General features: G+C 66.9%; 19 protein-coding genes. 17 read left to right on the forward strand and 2 right to left on the reverse strand.

All coding sequences use genetic code 11. From position 1 onward, the window contains the following. Positions 1–36: 36 nt before the first annotated feature. From QO033_RS14935 to QO033_RS14980, 10 genes are all read left to right on the forward strand, one after another. The gene (locus QO033_RS14935; RefSeq protein WP_284481782.1) at positions 37–567 is read left to right on the forward strand and encodes a tripartite tricarboxylate transporter TctB family protein; all 531 of its coding nucleotides are present in this window, start codon (positions 37–39) and stop codon (positions 565–567) included. Beyond that, entirely contained in the window at positions 567–2,189 is a 1,623-nt protein-coding gene (locus QO033_RS14940; RefSeq protein ID WP_284481783.1) for a tripartite tricarboxylate transporter permease, read from the forward strand. Before QO033_RS14935 ends, QO033_RS14940 begins: the two co-directional genes overlap by 1 nt. Beyond that, complete coding sequence (locus QO033_RS14945) at positions 2,159–3,538, forward strand: aldehyde dehydrogenase (protein ID WP_284481784.1); 1,380 nt, start codon at positions 2,159–2,161, stop codon at positions 3,536–3,538. Before QO033_RS14940 ends, QO033_RS14945 begins: the two co-directional genes overlap by 31 nt. A 14-nt stretch (positions 3,539–3,552) precedes the next feature. Beyond that, on the forward strand, positions 3,553–4,785 hold the full coding sequence (locus tag QO033_RS14950; RefSeq protein ID WP_284481785.1) for a Tm-1-like ATP-binding domain-containing protein: 1,233 nt from the start codon (positions 3,553–3,555) through the stop codon (positions 4,783–4,785). A 361-nt stretch (positions 4,786–5,146) separates the two neighbouring features. After that, positions 5,147–7,234 (forward strand): FAD-dependent oxidoreductase, encoded by a 2,088-nt coding sequence (locus tag QO033_RS14955; protein ID WP_284481786.1) that lies wholly within the window; start codon positions 5,147–5,149, stop codon positions 7,232–7,234. A gap of 27 nt (positions 7,235–7,261) precedes the next feature. Next, positions 7,262–8,437: an acetyl-CoA C-acyltransferase gene (locus tag QO033_RS14960; RefSeq protein ID WP_284481787.1), complete on the forward strand. Its 1,176-nt coding sequence runs from the start codon at positions 7,262–7,264 to the stop codon at positions 8,435–8,437. An 11-nt stretch (positions 8,438–8,448) separates the two neighbouring features. Continuing rightward, on the forward strand, positions 8,449–9,639 hold the full coding sequence (locus QO033_RS14965) for an acyl-CoA dehydrogenase family protein (RefSeq protein ID WP_284481788.1): 1,191 nt from the start codon (positions 8,449–8,451) through the stop codon (positions 9,637–9,639). Positions 9,640–9,644: 5 nt separating this feature from the next. Continuing rightward, positions 9,645–10,778 carry an acyl-CoA dehydrogenase family protein gene (locus QO033_RS14970; protein ID WP_284481789.1) on the forward strand — a complete coding sequence of 378 codons (1,134 nt, stop codon included), beginning with the start codon at positions 9,645–9,647 and terminating at the stop codon, positions 10,776–10,778. Next, positions 10,759–11,199 carry a PaaI family thioesterase gene (locus tag QO033_RS14975; RefSeq protein ID WP_284481790.1) on the forward strand — a complete coding sequence of 147 codons (441 nt, stop codon included), beginning with the start codon at positions 10,759–10,761 and terminating at the stop codon, positions 11,197–11,199. The genes QO033_RS14970 and QO033_RS14975 overlap by 20 nt, the downstream gene beginning before the upstream one ends. Beyond that, positions 11,196–11,969, forward strand: a complete 774-nt coding sequence (locus QO033_RS14980) for an oxepin-CoA hydrolase, alternative type (protein WP_284481791.1) — start codon at positions 11,196–11,198, stop codon at positions 11,967–11,969. Before QO033_RS14975 ends, QO033_RS14980 begins: the two co-directional genes overlap by 4 nt. 105 nt (positions 11,970–12,074) lie before the next feature. Here the strand turns inward: QO033_RS14980 and rpe are convergent, their stop codons facing one another. Next, positions 12,075–12,767: a ribulose-phosphate 3-epimerase gene (gene rpe / locus QO033_RS14985; protein WP_284481792.1), complete on the reverse strand. Its 693-nt coding sequence runs from the start codon at positions 12,765–12,767 to the stop codon at positions 12,075–12,077. A 171-nt stretch (positions 12,768–12,938) separates the two neighbouring features. Here rpe and phnC point away from each other — a divergent pair, with 171 nt between their 5' ends. The 5 genes from phnC (at position 12,939) to QO033_RS15010 (ending at position 17,700) form a co-directional block, all read left to right on the forward strand. Further along, complete coding sequence (gene phnC, locus QO033_RS14990; protein ID WP_284481793.1) at positions 12,939–13,766, forward strand: phosphonate ABC transporter ATP-binding protein; 828 nt, start codon at positions 12,939–12,941, stop codon at positions 13,764–13,766. 64 nt (positions 13,767–13,830) lie between these two features. Then, positions 13,831–14,736 carry a phosphonate ABC transporter substrate-binding protein gene (gene phnD / locus QO033_RS14995; protein ID WP_284481794.1) on the forward strand — a complete coding sequence of 302 codons (906 nt, stop codon included), beginning with the start codon at positions 13,831–13,833 and terminating at the stop codon, positions 14,734–14,736. A gap of 67 nt (positions 14,737–14,803) precedes the next feature. Further along, complete coding sequence (gene phnE / locus QO033_RS15000; RefSeq protein WP_284481795.1) at positions 14,804–15,673, forward strand: phosphonate ABC transporter, permease protein PhnE; 870 nt, start codon at positions 14,804–14,806, stop codon at positions 15,671–15,673. Beyond that, positions 15,670–17,022 carry a phosphonate ABC transporter, permease protein PhnE gene (phnE, locus tag QO033_RS15005; RefSeq protein WP_284481796.1) on the forward strand — a complete coding sequence of 451 codons (1,353 nt, stop codon included), beginning with the start codon at positions 15,670–15,672 and terminating at the stop codon, positions 17,020–17,022. The genes phnE (QO033_RS15000) and phnE (QO033_RS15005) overlap by 4 nt, the downstream gene beginning before the upstream one ends. A gap of 54 nt (positions 17,023–17,076) precedes the next feature. Further along, positions 17,077–17,700 (forward strand): LbetaH domain-containing protein, encoded by a 624-nt coding sequence (locus tag QO033_RS15010; protein ID WP_284481797.1) that lies wholly within the window; start codon positions 17,077–17,079, stop codon positions 17,698–17,700. Between the two features lie 25 nt (positions 17,701–17,725). Here QO033_RS15010 and phnF read toward each other — a convergent pair whose 3' ends face one another. Continuing rightward, positions 17,726–18,442: a phosphonate metabolism transcriptional regulator PhnF gene (gene phnF, locus QO033_RS15015; RefSeq protein WP_284481798.1), complete on the reverse strand. Its 717-nt coding sequence runs from the start codon at positions 18,440–18,442 to the stop codon at positions 17,726–17,728. 103 nt (positions 18,443–18,545) lie between these two features. Here phnF and phnG point away from each other — a divergent pair, with 103 nt between their 5' ends. Further along, on the forward strand, positions 18,546–19,010 hold the full coding sequence (gene phnG, locus QO033_RS15020; protein WP_284481799.1) for a phosphonate C-P lyase system protein PhnG: 465 nt from the start codon (positions 18,546–18,548) through the stop codon (positions 19,008–19,010). Further along, positions 19,010–19,588 (forward strand): phosphonate C-P lyase system protein PhnH, encoded by a 579-nt coding sequence (gene phnH, locus QO033_RS15025; RefSeq protein WP_284481800.1) that lies wholly within the window; start codon positions 19,010–19,012, stop codon positions 19,586–19,588. Before phnG ends, phnH begins: the two co-directional genes overlap by 1 nt. Positions 19,589–19,590: the final 2 nt, after the last annotated feature.

Raw genomic sequence — 19,590 nt, forward strand, 5'->3', positions numbered from 1 at the left:
CCCTTTTCCGATCCACTCTCCTCGGGGGCACTCCGAATGGCAACTGAACGCGAACGCCGCTTCGTCGGCCCGCGCCGGGGGCAGCTGATCTTCGCGCTGGGGTTCGTCGCGTTGTCGCTGCTGCTGCTGTCGCAGATCGGCACGCAAACGATCTGGGCCAACAAGACCAAGTTCTTCGCCCAGCCGCGGTTCTGGCCGGGGGTCGGACTGGGCGGCATGGTGGTCCTGGGCGGGCTGCACCTCTACCGGCTGCCGTGGCGACGGTTCACCGCCAGCGATCGGGCCGAGGTGATCCGCTGGGCGCAGGTGCTGGAATACACCCTGTGGTTCCTGGTCTATGTGCTGATCGTGCCGGTGATCGGCTATCTTCTTTCCACCCTGATCTTCGTGCCGGCGCTGACCTGGCGCATGGGCTACCGCCGCCCGCTGATCCTCTGGGCCAGCGTGGTCTTCGCCCTGGCGGTGGTGGTGCTGTTCAAGACTTTCCTGTCGGTGAAAATCCCCGGCGGCCTGATCTACGACTATCTTCCCGGCGCGCTGCGCAGCTTCTTCATTCTGTATCTCTGATGGACCTTCTTCTTTCCGCTCTCGATATCCTGATGCGCTGGGACGTGGCGCTGGCGCTGCTGGTGGGGTCCATCGGCGGGGTGCTGATCGGCGCCATTCCCGGCGTCGGCCCGGCGGTGGCCATCGCCATCCTGCTGCCCGCGACCTTCTCGATGGACCCGATCGTCGGGCTGACCGTGCTCTTGGGCATCTACGGCAGCTCGATGTACGGCGGCTCGATCCCCGCCATCCTGATCAACACCCCGGGCACTGCGGTGAACGCGCTGACCACCTACGACGGCTATCCGATGACCGCGCGGGGGGAGCCGAAGCGGGCGCTGAGCCTGGCCTATTCGTCGTCGTTCTTCGGCGGCATCTTCTCGGTGCTCTGCCTGATCCTCTTCGCCCCGGTGCTGGCGAAGGTGGCCCCGATGTTCGGCAGCCGCGAGATCTTTCTCGCCGCGCTTCTGGGTATTCTCCTGGTCATCGTCGCCCATCGCGGCCAGTCGCTGATCGCCGGTGCGCTCGCCTGTTTCGGCATCTTCCTGCAGACCATCGGCATGGAGCCGGTGAAATATTCCCAGCGCTACACCTTCGATCAGCCGTTCCTGCAGGGTGGCATCAACCTGATCGTGGTGGTTCTGGGTCTCTTCGCGCTGAGCCAGGCCTTCGTGCTGCTGACCAGCGAGGACGAGAAGATCCGCACCACCCGGCTGCGCGGCGGCGGGCTGTTCCAGGGGCTGCGCGAACTGGCGCGGCACCCGCGGGTCGCCACCGTCTCGGCCAGTTTCGGCGTGCTGATGGGGATGATCCCCGGCGTCGGCGAATTCACCGCGCAGTTCATGTCCTACACCTATGCGCAGCGCAGTTCGAAACGGCCGCAGGACTTCGGCCGCGGCTCCTCCGAGGGGCTGATCGCGGCGGAGACCTCGAACAACGCGGTGCCGGCCGCGGCGATGGTGCCGCTCCTTGCGCTCGGCATCCCCGGCGAGGCGCTGACGGCGATGATGCTCAGCGTCTTCTACGTACATAACGTGGTGCCGGGGCCGGGGCTCTTCCAGAACGACATGGATTTCGTCGTCGCCCTCTATCTGGCGCTTCTGATCCTCAACGTGCTGGTGCTGGTCTTCCTGCTCTTCGCCACGAAATCGCTGATCCAGGTGGTCAAGATCCCCAACCGGTTTCTCGGCGTCTGCATCCTCGCGCTCAGTTTCGTGGGGGTCTATTCGCTGCGCAACTCTGCCACCGACTGCGTGCTGGCAGCGGTGTTCGGGGTGGTGGGCTATATCCTCAAACGTCTGTCGCTGCCCAGCGTGCCGATCATCCTTGGCATGGTTCTGGGCGGCATCATGGAGGTCAAGCTGCGTGCCGGCATGGCGCGGGTGAAATCCCCGCTCGACATGATCGACCGGCCGGTGGCCTTCATCCTGTTTCTCATCATCATCGCTGTGCTCGTGATGCATATCCGCCGGGTCTGGCTGGATCGCCGCGAGCTGAAGGAGGCCGAATGGCAATTCAAACGCAGATCGACCAGCTTCGGCGCCATGCTGTTGCGCCGCAGAAGCTCTTTCTTGATGGAACGTGGCAAGCTGGTTCGGGCACGCCGGTTGGAGTGGTTTCGCCGATTGACGGGTCTGTTCTGACCACGCTGGAGGGGGCGAGCGCGGCGGATGTCGACCGCGCCGTCGCCTCCGCCCGCGCCGCTTTCGAGGAGGGCCGCTGGTCGCGCCTGGCGCCGGCTGGGCGCAAGAAGGTGTTGCACGCCATCGCCGACCGGATCGAGGCCGAGGCGCTGGATCTGGCGGTACTGGGCATTCGCGACAATGGTACCGAGTTCAACATGGCCTACAAGGCCGAACCGGGAAGCGCGGCGGGCACCTTCCGCTACTACGCCGAGGCGCTGGACAAGGTGGCCGGAGAGATCGCGCCGACCGCGCCCGACGTGCTGGGGCTGGTGCACCGGATGCCGGTGGGGGTGGTGGGCGCCATCGTGCCCTGGAACTTCCCGCTGATGATCGGCGCCTGGAAGCTGGCGCCGGCGCTGGCGATGGGCAATTCCGTGGTGCTGAAACCGGCGGAGACGGCCTCGCTCACCTTGCTGCGGCTGGCCGAGATCTGTTCCGAATGCGGTCTGCCCGACGGGGTGCTGAACGTGGTCACCGGCACCGGGGCAGAGACGGGTTCGGCGCTGGCTCATGCGATGGACGTCGATGTGCTGACCTTCACCGGCTCCGGCGCCACCGGGCGGCGGCTGCTCGAGGCTTCCGCCGCGTCGAACCTCAAGCGGGTCTATCTGGAGCTTGGCGGCAAATCCCCCAATATCGTCTTTGCCGACGCCCCCGATCTGAAACAGGCGGCGCAGGTGTCGGCCAAGGGGATCTTCCGCAACTCCGGCCAGGTCTGTGTCGCCGGCTCCCGCCTGCTGGTGGAACGTTCGGTGCATGATGACTTCGTGGCGCTGCTGCAGGCGGAGGCGGAGGCGCTGAAGGTCGGCGATCCGCTCGACCTGACCAGCCACGTCGGCGCGGTGAATTCCGAGGATCAGCTGGCCCGCAACCTGTCCTTCATGGCGACGGCCGCGGCAGAGGGGGGCGAGGTCGTCACCGGCGGTCGCCGCATCCTGGCCGAGACCGGCGGTACCTATATGGCGCCCACCATCGTCACCGGGGTGACGCCGGAGGCGACGCTGTTTCAGAAGGAGGTCTTCGGCCCGGTGCTGGCCGTCACCCCCTTCGACACCGAGGAAGAGGCGATGCGGCTGGCCAATGCCACCGATTTCGGACTGGCGGCGGCGGTCTGGACCGGCAGCCTCAGTCGGGCGCATCGCATGGTGGCGGGCATCCGCGCCGGGGTGGTTCATGTGAACACCTATGGCGGCGCCGACAACACGGTGCCGCTGGGTGGCGTCAAACAGTCGGGCAACGGCCACGACAAATCCCTGCACGCGCTCGACAAATACGTCGATCTGAAAACCGCTTGGATTCAGCTGTGAGCGGAGGCCGCGCCATGACCGACAAGACCATCCTGGTTGCCGGAACCTTTGACACCAAGGACGATGAGCTGACCTATCTGTCGAACCGGATCCGGGGGCAGGGCGGTGGGGTTCTGACCATGGACGTCTCTGTCCTGGGGGAGCCGTCGCAGCCCACCGATGTCAGCAAGCATCAGGTGGCCGAGGCGGGCGGCAGCTCCATTCAGGCGGCGATCGACAGCGGCGATGAAAACACCGCCATGCAGATCATGGCACGGGGTGCCGCCGCGCAGGCCCGCAGCCTGTACGACGCTGGCGGGATCGACGGGGTGATCGTGCTGGGCGGCACCATGGGCACCGATCTGGCGCTGGATCTGTGTGCCGCGTTGCCACTGGGGGTGCCTAAATATATCGTCTCTACTGTCTCCTTCTCGCCGTTGATGCCGCCCGAGCGGATCCCGGCGGATGTGCAGATGATCCTCTGGGCCGGCGGGCTCTATGGGCTGAACTCGGTCTGCAAGGCCGCGCTCAGCCAGGCCGCGGGCGCGGTGCTGGGGGCGGCGCGGGCAGTTGAGAAACCGGCGCGTGACCGACCGCTGATCGGCATGACCTCCTTCGGCAAGACGGTGCTGCGCTATATGGTGACGCTGAAGCCCGAGCTGGAGAAGCGCGGCTATGAGGTCGCGGTGTTCCACGCCACCGGCATGGGCGGGCGGGCCTTTGAATCGCTGGCGGCCGAGGGCGCCTTTGCCGCGGTGATGGATTTCGCGCCGCAGGAGGTGTCGAACCACCTGTTCGGCGGCCTGAGCGCGGGCGAGGACCGGATGACCAACGCCGGCCGTGCGGGCATCCCTCAGATCGTGGCACCGGGCTGTTACGACCTGGTCGATTTCATCGGCTGGCAGGAGACCCCGGCACGGCTGGCCGACCGCCCGGTACATGCGCACAACCGGCTGCTGACCTCGGCCGTGCTGACTGCGGAGGAACGCCGGCAGGTGGCGCGGACGATCTGCGACAAGCTGGGCCAGGCGGTCGCGCCGGTCACCATCCTGTTGCCCAGGGGCGGTTGCAACGAATGGGACCGCCCCGGCGCCGATCTGCACGATGCCGGGGGGCTGGCCGCCTTCTGCGACGAGATGATGGCCGCCTGTCCGCCCACCGCCCGGCTGGAGCCGCTTGAGGCGCATATCAACGATGCCGCCTTCACCGCCCGGGCGCTGGAGGTCTTTGACGACTGGGTCGCGGCCGGGGTGATTCCCCGCCCCTGAGCCGCCGCGCCGCGCCTCTCTCCCCGGTTCATTTCACCGTGACGTAAGGGCGGAGCCGGGTCTTGCCGCAATAAACTTGCGTCTGCGGGCTTGGCTCTTGATCTTCCTTGCGGCTTGCGCCTATCGTGCGCCGGCGTGGTGGAATGTCATTCCGCACTGCGAAATTTTAGAGGGGGGATTCTGGCTGCGCGCGCTGAGCGCCGGGGAGGGGCCGGGTTTGAGGCCGACGCGATGCCGTCATGCGGCAGGTCTCCGGTTTGCCTTCCGCCTGCTTTCGCCAGTAGAACCCCGATAGATGGAGAGCTTTCCCGGGGCAAGGCCCAAGCCAGGGCCCGACCGGACAGACAGAGGGGTAGGCCGGATGACCGAGGCCATCGTTTATGAAAAAATTGGGGATATTGCGGTTCTGGCGGCGAACAACCCGCCGGTGAACGCATTGGGCCAGGCGGTGCGCCAGGGCCTGGTCGAGGGCATCGAACGCGCCGAGAAGGAAGGCGCCAAGGCGGTCCTGATCTATGGCGAGGGGCGGACCTTTTTCGCCGGCGCCGATATCCGCGAATTCGGCAAGGCGCCGACCGAGCCCTTCCTGCCGGACGTCTGCACCCGCATTGAAGCCTCGCCGCTGATCGTGGTCTCGGCGCTGCATGGCACCGCGCTGGGGGGCGGGCTGGAGATCGCGCTGGGGTCGCATTACCGGATTGCCGTGCCCAAGGCGCGCATGGGCCTGCCCGAGGTTCTGATCGGCGTCATGCCGGGCGCCGGTGGCACCCAGCGGCTGCCGCGTCTGATCGGCATCGATAAATCTCTCGACGTGATCACCTCGGGCCGCCAGATCGGCGCCAAGGAGGCGCTGGAGCTGGGTATCCTTGACAAGGTCGCCGAGGGTGAACCGCGCGAGATCGGCCTCGCCTATGCGCAGGAGCTGATCGACGCCGCCGCGCCGCGCCGCGCCATCAGCGAGATGCCGGCGCCGGAGCCGGTGGATTTCGACGCTCTCTATGACGCGGTCCTGAAGAAGGGCCGCGGCCTGCTGGCCCCCGCCGTCGCCGTGCGCGGCATTCAGGCCTGCTGCGAGCTGCCCTTCGCCGAGGGCATGAAACGCGAACGCGAGCTGTTCATGGAGCTGATGGCGACCGACCAGCGCCAGGGCCTGATCCATGCCTTCTTCGCCGAGCGTGCCGTCGGCAAGCTGCCGGAGCTCAAGGACGTGGAGCCGCGTCAGCTGGCGGCGATCGGCGTCATCGGCGGTGGCACCATGGGCGCGGGCATCGCCACTTCGGCGCTGCTGTCGGGCCTGACCGTCACCCTGATCGAGATGAGCCCCGAGGCCGCCGAGGCCGCCAAGGGCCGGATTTCGGGCAACCTGCAGGGCGCGCTGAAGCGCGGCAAGATTTCCCCGGAGAAATTCGCCGAGCTGACCGAAAAGGCGCTGACGCTCGCCACCGATTACGCGGCGCTGAAAGACGCCGATCTGGTGATCGAGGCGGTGTTTGAGGAGATGAGCGTGAAGAAGGACGTCTTCACCAAGCTCGACGCCATCTGCAAGCCCGGCGCAGTGCTGGCCTCGAACACCTCCTATCTGGACGTGAACGAGATCGCCGCCTGCACCAGCCGGCCCGAGGATGTGATCGGGCTGCATTTCTTCTCACCGGCGCATGTGATGAAGCTTCTGGAGATCGTCGTCGCCGACAAGACCGCGGCGGATGTGGTCGCCACCGGCTTCGCGCTGGGGGGCAAGATGGGCAAGGTTTCGGTCCGCGCCGGCGTCTGCGATGGCTTCATCGGCAACCGTATCCTGTCGAAATACCGCACCTGCGCCGATTACATGATCCTCGACGGCGCCTCGCCCTATCAGATCGACGCCGCGCTTGAGGCCTTCGGCTTCGCCATGGGGCCCTACGCGGTGGGCGATCTGGCCGGGCTCGACATCGGCTGGGCGGTGCGCAAGCGCAAGCGGGCCGAGGGCATGGACCCCAGGGCGCGCGATTTCACCTATGCTGACAAGCTCTGCGAAGACGGCCATTTCGGCCAGAAGACCGGCATGGGCTATTACGACTATTCCGCCGGCGCAAAGGCCCGGGTGCCCAACCCCGAGGTGATGCCGCTGATCGAGGCGGATCGCGCCGCGCAGGGCATCACCCCGCGCGAATTCACCGATGAGGAGATCGTCCGCCGCTACATGGCCGCGATGGTGAACGAAGCCGCCCGGGTGGTGGGCGAGGGGATCGCCAAGCGGCCGCTCGATGTCGATGTGACGCTGCTCTACGGCTACGGCTTCCCGCGTTATCGCGGCGGCCCGATGAAATGGGCCGACATGCAGGGCCTGCCGGGCCTGCTGGCGGACATCAAATCCTGGGCGCAGGACGATCCCTATTTCTGGGAACCGGCGCCGCTGCTGGAAAAACTGGTCGCCGAAGGTCGGAGCTTTGACGATCTGAACAAGGACTGAAAGACGGACTGAGGAGGAGAAGTCCCGATGAAACAGGCTGTTATCGTATCGGCCGCCCGCACCGGGCTGGCCAAATCCTTCCGTGGGTCATTCAACGTGACCCACGGGGCCACCATGGGCGGTCACGCGGTTCAGGCCGCGGTCGCCCGGGCCGGGCTGGATGGCTCGGAGATCGAGGATTGCATCATGGGCTGCGGCGCACCGGAGGCGGAGACCGGCAGCAACATCGCCCGCCAGATCGCCCTGCGGGCCGGTCTGCCGATCACCGCCTCGGGCATGACGGTGAACCGGTTCTGCTCCTCCGGGTTGCAGACCATCGCGCTGGCGGCCAACGCGATCACCGCCGAGGGCACCGGCCCGATGGTCGCCGGCGGGGTCGAGAGCATCTCGATGGTACAGCCGAAGGCGCGGCACGCGCCGGAAGCCTGGCTGATGGAACACAAGCCGGCGGTCTACATGACGATGATCGAGACCGCCGATATCGTCGCCGAACGCTACGGCATCAGCCGCGAGCGCCAAGACGAATACGGTCTGCGCAGTCAGCAGCGGATCGCCGCCGCGCAACAGGCCGGCTATTTCGACGATGAAATCGTGCCGATGCAGGCGACCATGGCGGTCAAGGACAAGGAAACCGGCGAGATCTCGATGAAAGAGGTCACCGTCGACCGCGACGAATGCAACCGCCCGACCACCACGCTGGAGGGCCTGGCCGGGCTGGAACCGGTGCGCGGCGCTGGCAAGTTCATCACCGCCGGCAATGCCAGCCAGCTCTCCGATGGCGCTGCCGCCGTGGTGCTGATGGAGGCGAAAGAGGCCGAGAAGCGCGGGCTGGAGCCGATGGGTGCCTTCAAGGGCTTCGCCGTCGCCGGTTGCGAGCCCGACGAGATGGGTATCGGTCCGGTCTTCGCCGTGCCGCGCCTGTTGGAACGTCATGGGCTCAAGGTCGACGATATCGACCTGTGGGAGCTGAACGAGGCCTTCGCCTCCCAGGCGCTCTATTGCCGTGACCGGCTGGGCATCGACGACGAGAAATGCAACGTCAACGGCGGGTCCATCGCCATCGGCCACCCCTTTGGCATGACCGGGGCGCGGATGACCGGCCACCTGATGCGCGAAGGCAAGCGGCGCGGCGCCAAGCTGGGCGTCGTCACCATGTGCATCGGCGGCGGCATGGGCGCGGCCGGCCTGTTCGAAATCTACTAAGGAGGTTCCACATGGATCTGAGCTACTCCCCCGCGGAGCAGGCCTTTCGGGAAGAGGTCCGCGCCTTTCTGCGCGACGAGCTTCCTGCGGCGCTGTCGGACAAGGTCCGTTCCGGCGCCGAACTCGGCAAGGCCGATATCGAACAGTGGCACGCGATCCTGAACGGGCGCGGCTGGCTGGCGGCGAACTGGCCGAAGGAATACGGCGGTGCCGAGTGGAACGCGGTGCAGCGCCATATCTTCGAAGAGGAGGCCGCCCAAGCCAACGCGCCCCGCATCGTGCCCTTCGGCCTGTCGATGCTGGCGCCGGTGCTGATGAAATTCGGCAATCAGGCGCAGAAGGATTATTACCTGCCGCGTATCCTGAACGGCGACGACTGGTGGTGTCAGGGCTATTCCGAACCGGGCGCGGGATCGGATCTGGCCAGCCTCAAGACTCGCGCGGTGCGCGAGGGCGATCACTACATCGTCAACGGTCAGAAGACCTGGACCACGCTGGGCCAGCACGCCAACAAGATCTTCTGTCTGGTGCGCACCAACCCGGACGTGAAGCAGCAGGAGGGCATCTCCTTCCTGCTGATCGACATGGACACGCCCGGCATCGAGGTGCGGCCGATCATCCTGCTCGACGGCACGCCCGAGGTGAACGAGGTCTTCTTCGACAACGTCAAGGTGCCGGCCGAGAACCTGGTGGGCGAGGAGAACAAGGGCTGGACCTACGCCAAGTATCTGCTGACCCATGAGCGCACCAATATCGCCGGTGTCGGTTTCTCGCAGGCCGGGCTCGACGCGCTGAAGCGGATCGCTAGGGTCGAGATGTCGGGCGGCCGCCCGCTGATCGAAAACCCGCATTTCGCCGCCCGGATGGCCAAGGTGGAAATCGACCTGATGGCGATGGCCACCACCAACCTGCGCATCATCAGCCAGGCGGCCTCCGGTCAGGCGCCGGGGGTTGAAAGCTCCATGCTCAAGGTCAAGGGCACCATCATCCGGCAGGAGATCAACGATCTGACCCGCCGCGCGGTGGGCCCTTACGCGCTGCCCTTCCCGTCCGAGGCGCTGGCCGGCAACAACGACCCGATCGGGCCGGATTACGCCGCGCCGCTGTCGGCGGAGTATTTCAACAACCGAAAGCTGTCGATCTTCGGCGGCTCCAACGAAATCCAGCGCGGCATCATCGCCAAGGTCAAAATGGGAGGCTGACGGTCATGGACTTCAATCTGACCGAAGAACGCCAGATGCTGCAGGATACCCTGCGCCGCTATCTGTCCGACAAATATACCACCGCCACCCGCAACACGATCCTGGAGTCGGAGACGGGGATGAGCGCCGATATCTGGGCCGGCCTGGCCGAGCTCGGGGTGATCGGCGCGCTCTTCACCGAAGAGGAGGGCGGCTTCGGTGGCGCCGGCTTCGACATCACCACTGTGTTCGAGGAACTGGGCCGCGCCGGCGTGGTCGAGCCGATGCTGGAAACCGCCGTTCTGGGCGGTCGGCTGCTCGCGGCGCTTGGCAACGACAGCCAGACCGCGCTGATCGAAGAGGTCATCGGCGGCGGGTTGCATCTGGCTTTCGCCCATGGCGAGCCGACCAGCCGGTATGACCTGAACCGGGTTGCGACCGAGGCGAAGGTCAGCGGCGGTGACATCGTGCTGAATGGCCGCAAGGCCGTGGTCGCCAATGCCGAGGCGGCGGGTTACCTCATCGTTTCCGCCCGCGAAGGCGGTGCGGTGGATGACGAGGCGGGAATTTCCCTGTTCCTGGTGCCGGCCGGCACTTCGGGCGTGACCCTGCGGGGCTATCCGCTCTTCGCCGGTGGCCGCGCCGCCGAGGTGACGCTGGACGAGGTGCGCCTGCCGGCCTCTGCCCGGCTGGGCGCGGCGGGTGCGGCCTATGGGGCCATCGCCGGCGCGGTCGCCGCCGCCAATGTGGCGCTTGCCGCCGAGGCGCTCGGCGCCATGGTCACCGCCACCGAGCTGACCCGTGGCTATCTGATGACGCGGCAGCAGTTCGGCCGGCCGATCGGCAGCTTTCAGGCGCTGCAGCACCGCTTCTCCGATCTGCTGATCGAGCTGGAGCAGGCCCGCTCTGCGGTGATCAACGCCGCCGGCCACCTGTCGGATCCGGTGGCAGAGCGCGATCGCCAGATCGCCGCCGCCCGCAACCTGATCGGCCGTGCCGGTCGTCTGGTCGCCGAAGAGGCGATCCAGATGCACGGCGGCATCGCCATGACCCAGGAATATGAACTGGCGCATATCGCCAAGCGCATCGTGATGACCGATCATCGCTTCGGCGATACCGATTATCATCTGGAGCGGTTCATTGCCCTCAGCGCCGCATGATCCCGTTCCCGCTGCCGAGGTCGCGCGCCACGGCAGCGGGGCACAGGAGCTGATCGGATATCGCCTGGACCTGAGCGGCGCCGATGGCGCCGGTCGGGTCGTTCTCGACATCGAGCCGCGGCATCTGAACCGCAACGGCACGCTGCACGGCGGGATCGTGGCGATGATGCTGGATGTGGCCAGCGGGTTCGCGGTGGCGCGGTCCGCGCCGACCCCGGGGCTCGGCTCCACCGCCACGGTGTCGCTCAGTACCCATTACGTGGCGCCGGCCCGCAGTGGCCGGGTTGTGGCCACCGGCCGGGTCACCGGCGGCGGTCGGACCATCGCCTATACCCAGGCGGAACTGCACGACGCCGAGGGCGCCCTCTGCGCCAGCGCCGCCGGTGTCTTCCGCCGCATCCTGCCGAAAGGACGCCCATGACCCATGCCCGGATCGAAGATCGCGGCGACCGGCTGGTCGTCCTGAACGGCAATGCCGCCCGGCGCGGCGCGCTGACGCCGGAGTTTCTCGACGCCATCACCGCGGCGGCGGAGCAGGCGCTCGCCCCCCGCATCAAGGCGGTGATCCTCAGCTCCGAGGGGCCGTTCTTCTGTGCTGGTGGCGATCTCAACGTGCTGATCACCCGTCAGGGCCTCGCCGAAGATGACCGCCGCGCCCAGATCGACCGGCTGCACGCCCGGATCCGGGCGATTCGCACCTGCCCGGTGCCGGTGATCGCCGCCATCGAGGGGGGCGCCGCCGGGGCCGGCCTCTCCATCGCGCTGGCCTGCGACCTGATCGTGGCGGCCGAGGATGCGAAATTCACCGCCGCCTACGTCAAGGCCGGGCTGGTGCCCGACGGCGGGCTCACCGCCGCCCTGGCGCGCATCCTGCCGCGTCCGCTGTCGATGGAGATGTGCCTTCTGGGCCGCCCGGTCACCGCCGCGCGGATGGCCGCGCTCGGCGCCGTCAACCTGCTGACCGCTCCGGGTGGGGCGGAGGCGGGCGCGATGGAACTGGCCGATGCGCTGGCGAAGGGCCCGCGCAATACGCAGGGGGTGATCCGTTCCATGGTCGCCCGCGCCTACGACACCACCGAGGCCGAACAGCTCGACATCGAACGCGATGCCATGGGCCGCGCCACCGGCAGTGCAGACGCCGCCGAAGGCATCGCCGCCTTCCTGGAAAAACGTGCCCCAGACTGGTCATAATGCCCGGGTGCCGTCACGGCGCCCGCTGTCTTTTTCTGGCCGCAGATATCCCGGGGGAGGCGCGCGTCAGCGCAGCGGGGGCAGCGCCCCCACTGCTCCTCGCGATCAGGCGTAGACGCCGGTCGCCGCCTCGCGGATGGCGCGGATGTTCTGGCCGTAGACCTCCGGCGCGCTCACCGATCCGCCCTTGAACACCGCCGATCCCGCCACCAGCACATCGGCGCCGGCGTCCGTCATCAGCGGCGCGGTGGTCGGGTCGATGCCGCCGTCGATCTCGATATGGATCGGGCGGGAGCCGATCATCCGGCTCAGTTCCTTCACCTTCTCCACCTGCGAATGGATGAACTTCTGGCCGCCGAAGCCGGGGTTCACCGTCATCACGCAGATCAGGTCGACCATATCCAGCAGATATTCCACCGCCGAAGCCGGGGTGCCCGGGTTCAGCGCCACGCCGGCCTTGGCGCCGTTCGCGCGGATCGCCTGCAGGGTGCGGTGGATATGCGGGCCGGCCTCCACATGGGCGGTGATCACATCGGCGCCGGCCTCGGCGAAGGCCTCGATATAGGGATCGACCGGCGCGATCATCAGATGGACGTCCATCACCGTCTTGATATGGGGCCGGATCGCCTTGCACATCGCCGGGCCGAAGGTCAGGTTCGGCACGAAATGCCCGTCCATGACATCGACATGGACCCAATCGGCGCCCTGCGCTTCGATCGCCTGAATTTCCTGGCCGAAATTGGCGAAATCGGCGGAGAGGATCGACGGGGCGATCTTGAGGGTACGGTCAAAGGACATGGCTGCGTCTCCGGTTTGATCTGTTCCGCATATAGGGGGCCGGTGCCGCCGGGCCTAGGGAAAAATGCGGTGAGCCCGTCACCGCGCCGCGTCACAAAAGTTTCATTCCTCTGACACATGCCCTTTGGACTGCGGCGGTAGGCCCGGCCCGGACACGGATGGGGGTGGCCTGTGCTGCGCATCGAGAAACTGACGAAACGCTTCGGCGCCAATACGGCCGTGGAAACGGCCAACCTGGATATCGACAAGCCGGCGATGATCGGGATCATCGGCCGCTCCGGCGCCGGCAAGTCGACGCTGCTCAGGATGATCAACCGGCTCGCCGACGCGACCGAGGGCCGCATCCTGTTCGAGGGGCGCGATGTCACCCAGCTGACCGGCAAGGCCAAGCGCGCCTGGCAATCGGACTGCGCGATGATCTTCCAGCAGTTCAACCTGGTGCCGCGAATGGACGTGGTCTCCAACGTGCTGCACGGCACGCTGAACCGGCGCTCGACCTTCGCCACGCTGTTCAACCTCTTCCCGATGGAGGACATCCACCGGGCCATCGATATTCTCGACCGTCTCGGCATTGCCGAACACGCCCCCAAGCGGGCGGAGGCGTTGTCGGGCGGTCAGCAGCAGCGCGTCGCCATCGCCCGCGCCCTGATGCAGGACCCCAAGATCATCCTCGCCGACGAACCCATCGCCTCGCTCGATCCGATGAACGCGCAGACGGTGATGGAGGCACTGCGCCGCATTCACGAGGAAGACGGCCGCACCGTCATCGCCAACCTGCATACGCTGGACACTGCGCGGCGCTATTGCGACCGCGTCGTCGGCATGCGCGATGGCCGCATCGTCTTTGACGGGCTGCCCGAACAGCTGACCTCGGGCGTCGCGCGCGAGATCTACGGCGCCGGAGCCGAGTTCTCGGAAGCCGCCACCTCGACCCAGATCGAAACCCTCGACGCCATGGCGCATGCGCCCGACGCGGCGCGCAGCGAGGCGCTGATCTGAACCTTCGTTTTTCAACGCCCCCGGCGCGCGGGCGTCGGGGATCACATCCCAGGAGTGTACTCTCATGAAGACCCTGCTTGCCGCCCTCGTGGCCACCACCGCCCTGGCCGCTCCGGCCCTGGCCGAAGACAGCATCACCGAATTCCGCATCGGCATCCTTGGCGGCGAGAACGCTCAGGACCGGATGAACAACAACGAATGCCTGCGCAAATACACCGAGGAAACCCTCGGCGTTCCGGCCAAGCTGTTCGCGCCGGCCGACTATAACGGCGTGATCCAGGGTCTGCTGGGCGGCACCATCGACATGGCGATCCTCGGCGCCTCGGGCTATGCCAAGACCTATCTGTCCGATCCCGAAGCGGTCGAGCCGGTGCTGGTGAAGGTCAACACCGACGGCTCCTACGGCTATTACTCGATCGGCTTCGCCCGCAAGGACAGCGGCATCACCTCGATCGAGGACATGAAGGGCAAGACCTTCGGCTTCGGCGATCCGAACTCGACCTCGGGCTACCTGATCCCCTCGATCGAAATCCCCGCCGAATTCGGCGTGACGATGAATTCGGGCGATTACTTCGGCGAAGTGAAATTCACCGGTGGTCATGAGCAGACCATCGTCGCCGTCTATAACGGCGATATCGATGCCGGCGTTACCTGGGCCGACGGTCTGGGCGAATGGGAAGACGGCTACAACTCCGGCGCGCTGCGCAAGGCGGTCGATGCCGGTCTGGTCGACATGAACGACATGGTGCAGATCTGGAAATCCAAGCCGATCCCGGAAGGCCCGCTGGTGATGCGCAAGGCGCTGCCGGCCGAGGTCAAGGCGAAGATGACCGCGCTGATCGACACCCTGGATGAGAAGGATCAGGAATGCTTCTACGGCGTCGCTTCGGGCGAGGCCAAGAGCTTCGACCCGATCACCCATGACGCCTACCTGAGCATCATCGAAGCACGCAAGCTGAAGTCCAACTGAGACGCGTGACGCATTCAGGCGGGGTCCGGAGATGTCCGGGCCCCGTTGTCCCGAAAGGAAGACCGCGATGGCCGATATCTCTGCTGATGCTGCCCGAGTGCAGGACATTCGAACGTCCTATGCCGCGCTGACCCGGCGCAAGCGGATTTACGGCGGCCTGCTGCTGGCGATTTTCGTGGCGCTGATGGTGTCGGGCTTCCGCACCGCCGACATGCGCAATGCCGGCGGCTTTCGTGATGGCCTGTCGCATGTCTTCGACTATCCCGCAGAGGTGCTGAGCGAGGCGATCGAGAAATCCGCGGCGCTGCCGGCCAATCTGGTGCGGTTCTTCCCGTCGCTGGTCGAAACGCTCAATATCGCCGCCGCCTCCACCCTGCTGGGCGCTGCCGGTGGGTTGGTGCTGTCGCTGCTCGCGACCCGGGGGATGGCGCGCTGGCCGCTGCTGATCCCGCTGTTCCGGCGCCTCATGGATATCCTGCGGGCGATCCCCGAGATCGTGATCGCCCTGGTTCTGATCTTCATTCTGGGCGGCGGGCCGGTGCCGGCGATGATCGCCATCGCGCTGCACACCGTCGGCGCGCTCGGCAAGCTGTTTTCCGAGGTGAACGAGAACGTCTCGCTGAAGCCGGTGGAAGGGCTGCAATCGGTCGGCGCCAACTGGTCGCAGCGGATGATCCTGGGGGTGATCCCGCAGGTCGGCCCGAATTACGTCAGCTACGCGCTGCTGCGGTTCGAGATCAACATCCGCGCCTCCGCCATCCTCGGTTTCGTCGGCGCCGGAGGCATCGGCTATGACCTGCGCAACGCTATGTCCTGGGGGCAGGGGCGCTACGACGAGGCGGCCGCCATCTTCATCCTGCTGTTCCTGACCATCGTGGTGGTCGATCAGATCTCCGGCGCGCTGCGCGACCGGCTGACACACGGAGCCCGCGCATGACGACCTTTACCACCGATCTGGGCGACACCCGCGGGGTGGCGGCGCTGAAGTCGCAGGCCGAGGGGCTGTTCCTTCGCAAGCGGCTGATCGCCTTTGGCCTGCCGGCGCTGGTGCTGGCCTATCTGATCTACGTGATCTTCGCCTTCGATGTGCCGGGCCTCTACGGACGGGCCAGCCTCGAACACGCCAGAACGCTGGTGGCCGACAGCTACAGTTACAAGACCCATGTGACCCGGGATGCGCGCAGCGGCGATGTCTCCGTCGCCATCGAGGGTGAGCGCAAGGGCGCCTATCCCGCCGGCGAGGCGCCCGACTGGGTGCAGCTGGGCGGGGACGCCTCGGCGGTGACGGTGGTCGATCTGGGCCGGGGCCATCAGGTCCGCTTCCTGCCCGACAATGTCACCGAATACGATGTGCCGGGCTATGGCACCATCCATGTCAGCTCCAGCCGGTCGGGCGGCGTGGTGGCCGATCTGCCCAGTGCCGATGTGCCGGACTGGATCAACCTGTCGAAGAGCCGGCTGGCGCTGAAAACCGAGGCCGGGCGGCTGACGGTGACCCGCACCAAGGCGGAGGTGTTTCGCTATTTCACCGGCTGGGAGCTGTTCTGGTTCACCCTCGACAGCCCCTATCACGGCATGGGGCCGGCGATGCTGCTGCGCCATGCGATGAACGGCGAGGCGGCGGCGATCTGGCATGATTTCTGGATGAACCCGATGTGGCATCACGGAGAGGTCGCCTGGGCGCTGTTCGAAACCGTGCTGATGGCCTTTCTCGGCACCTTCGGCGCGGCGCTGGTGGCGCTGCCGCTGGCCTTTCTCGCGGCACGCAACTTCACGCCGCTGATGGCGCTGCGCTTCGGCATGCGGCGGATCTTCGATTTCGTGCGCGGGGTCGACGGGCTGATCTGGACCATCGTCCTGGCCCGCGCCTTCGGCCCGGGCCCCCTGACCGGGGCGCTGGCGATCCTGCTGACCGACAGCGGCACCTTCGGCAAGATCTTCTCCGAGGCGCTCGAGAATGTCGACGACAAGCAGATCGAGGGGGTGTCCTCGACCGGGGCGAAACCGCTGCAGCGCTACCGCTTCGGGGTGATCCCGCAGATCACCCCGGTGCTGTTGAGCCAGATCCTCTATTTCCTGGAGTCGAACACCCGCAGCGCCACCATCATCGGCGCCATCACCGGCGGCGGCATCGGTCTGCTGCTGACCCAGGCGATCATCACCCAGAAGGACTGGGAGGAAGTCTCCTATTACATCGTGCTGATCGTGCTGATGGTGATGGCGATGGACTGGCTTTCGGGCTGGCTGCGGCGCCGGCTGATCGCCGGGGATGCGGGTGGCCACTGAGACGCCGGTTCCGCCTCCGGCGGGAGTATTTGGACAGAGAAGAAGGGGCGGGCCATGGTGGGGCCGAAGCTGAGCGCCAGAGGACCTCTGGTGCATGAGGATTGCCTGATCGCCGAGAGCGAGCTGGGCCGGTTCGTGGAGATCGGCGCCGGGTCGCGGCTGTCGAATGCGGTCTTCGGGGACTATTCCTATTGCGACCGGACCTGCGACATCGCCAATGCGCGGATCGGCAAGTTCGCCAATATCGCGGCCTCGGTGCGGATCGGGGCGACCGATCATCCGCTGGACCGCGCCAGCCTGCATCATTTCATGTACCGCTCAGCTGATTACTGGCCGGACGCGGAGCACGATGCCGAATGGTTCGAAAAGCGCGCCGCGCGGCTGGCCCGTATCGGTCATGACACCTGGATCGGCCATGGCGCCCAGATCAAGCCGGAGGTGACGGTGGGCGATGGCGCCATTATCGCCTCGGGCGCGGTGGTGACCCGGGATGTGGCGCCCTATACCATCGTCACCGGCGTACCGGCGCAGCCGTTGCGCCGCCGACAGCCGGAGGCGATCGCCCGACGGCTGATCGCCCTGGCCTGGTGGGACTGGGATCACCAGCTTCTGCGCGAGCGGTTAAGCGATTTCCGCAGCCTGCCGGCAGAGGCGTTTCTGGACAGATACGAGACCTGAGGCTGGGGCGGCGGGCTGAGACGGTTCAGCCGCCTTCGCCCTCGACCGTCAGGGTGACCCGGTCGCCGGCGAACCAGGTGCGGCCGTATTCCACCGGCTGGCCGGTGGCATCGACATTGACCGCAACGGTGCGCAGGATCGGCGCGCCCTCGGCGATCCGCAGGTGGACCGCCTGTGTCGCATTGGCCAGCTTGGCGGTGACCCGGGTGGTGGCGCGGGTGTAATCGGCGACGCCGCAGCGGGCCAGCGCCTGGGTCACCGAGCGGGTCTTGGTCAGCGCCGCTTCGAGATCGGGAAACCGCCGCGCCGGAAAGGCCGAGCGGAACAGCGCGATCGGCGCCCCGTCGGCCAGCGACAGCCCGTCATAGACCAGCACCGGATCGCCGGGGGCGAGCGCCAGCGCCTCGGCCTCACGCGCATCGGCGGCGCGGGTGTCGAGGGCGAGAAGCTGCTTGGCCGGGGTCTGGCCGCCGGCGGCGACGCTCTGGTGAAAGCGCACTCGCCGGCCGATCGGGTAATCGGTGGGGCGGGCGGCGACGAAGACGCCGGCGCCGCGGCGGGCATGGACCAGCCCCTGCGCCGCCATTTCGGCCAGCGCCCGGCGCACGGTATGGCGGTTGACGCCGAATTTCGCCGCCAGCTGCGCCTCGGTCGGGAGCTGGTCGCCGGTGCGGTAGCGGTCTTCGGCGATATCGGCGGTCAGCGCCAGCGCGATGGATTTCCACAGGGGGGTCCGGGTCATGTCACCAAATCTTCATACCGTAAACAATTGCGTGCCGGCGCAGCTCCGGCTAATATTTGTATAGTTGTATAGGTCATGTAGACAACCGGGCCAAGAGGCTTTGATGGCAAGTGAAGAAAAAATCGGCGCGGCTGAGGCGGCGCGGCGCAGCTGGATGGGGCTGCTGGCACGGGCGCCCGAGGCGCGGCTGCGAGAGCTCTGGCAGGGTTATGGCGCGGTCCCCGGCTTCGACTGGCTGCGCCGGCCTGAGGTGGGCGCGGTGATGGTGCGCGGCCGCATGGGCGGCACCGGCGCGCCGTTCAATCTGGGCGAGATGACGGTGACCCGCTGTTCCCTGACCCTGGAGGACGGCACCGTCGGCCATGCCTATGTGCAGGGGCGCGACAAGGCCAAGGCCGAGGCGGCGGCGCTGATCGATGCGCTGATGCAGACCCCGGCGGCGGCGGCGGTCCGGGCGGTCGTGCTCGATCCGCTGGAGAGCGGCATGGCCGCGGCCAAACAGACACGCGCCGCCAAATCGGCGGCCACCAAGGTCGATTTCTTCACATTGGTCCGGGGAGAGGATTGATGCGCGTTTCAGCCCAGACCGCCTATGGGGGCGGCTTTGACGATCCCGCCCGTGCCGCTGCGCGCGCCTTTCGCGCGGCGATGAATGCGATGGCGAAACCGGGAGAGATCCGGGTGCTGGATCAGGCGGTGCCGCCGGTGCCGCTGTCGGCGGCTGCGGGCACGCTGCTGCTGACGCTCTGCGATCCGGAAACCGGGGTCTATCTTGCCGGCGCCTGCGACACCGCCGAGCTGCGCGGCTGGATCGCCTTTCACACCGGTGCGCCGGTGGTGACGGCGGCCGAGGCCGATTTCGCAGTGGGAAGCTGGGCGGATCTGCAGCCGATCGACCGGTTCCGGATCGGCGCGGCGGAATATCCCGACCGCTCCGCCACGCTGATCGTCGAGATGCCGGCGCTGGCGCCCGAAGGCGCCGCCCTGCGTGGCCCCGGGATCGAGGAGGTCGCGCATCTGTCGCTTCCTGAGCTGGCGGCGTTTCAGGGCAATGCCATGCTCTATCCCCTGGGGCTGGATTTCTTTTTCACCTGCGGTGACCGCGTGGCGGCGCTGCCGCGCAGCACCCAAGTGACGGAGGGCTGAGC

The organism is Pseudodonghicola flavimaris (assembly GCF_030164425.1).
Classification (GTDB): domain Bacteria; phylum Pseudomonadota; class Alphaproteobacteria; order Rhodobacterales; family Rhodobacteraceae; genus Pseudodonghicola; species Pseudodonghicola flavimaris.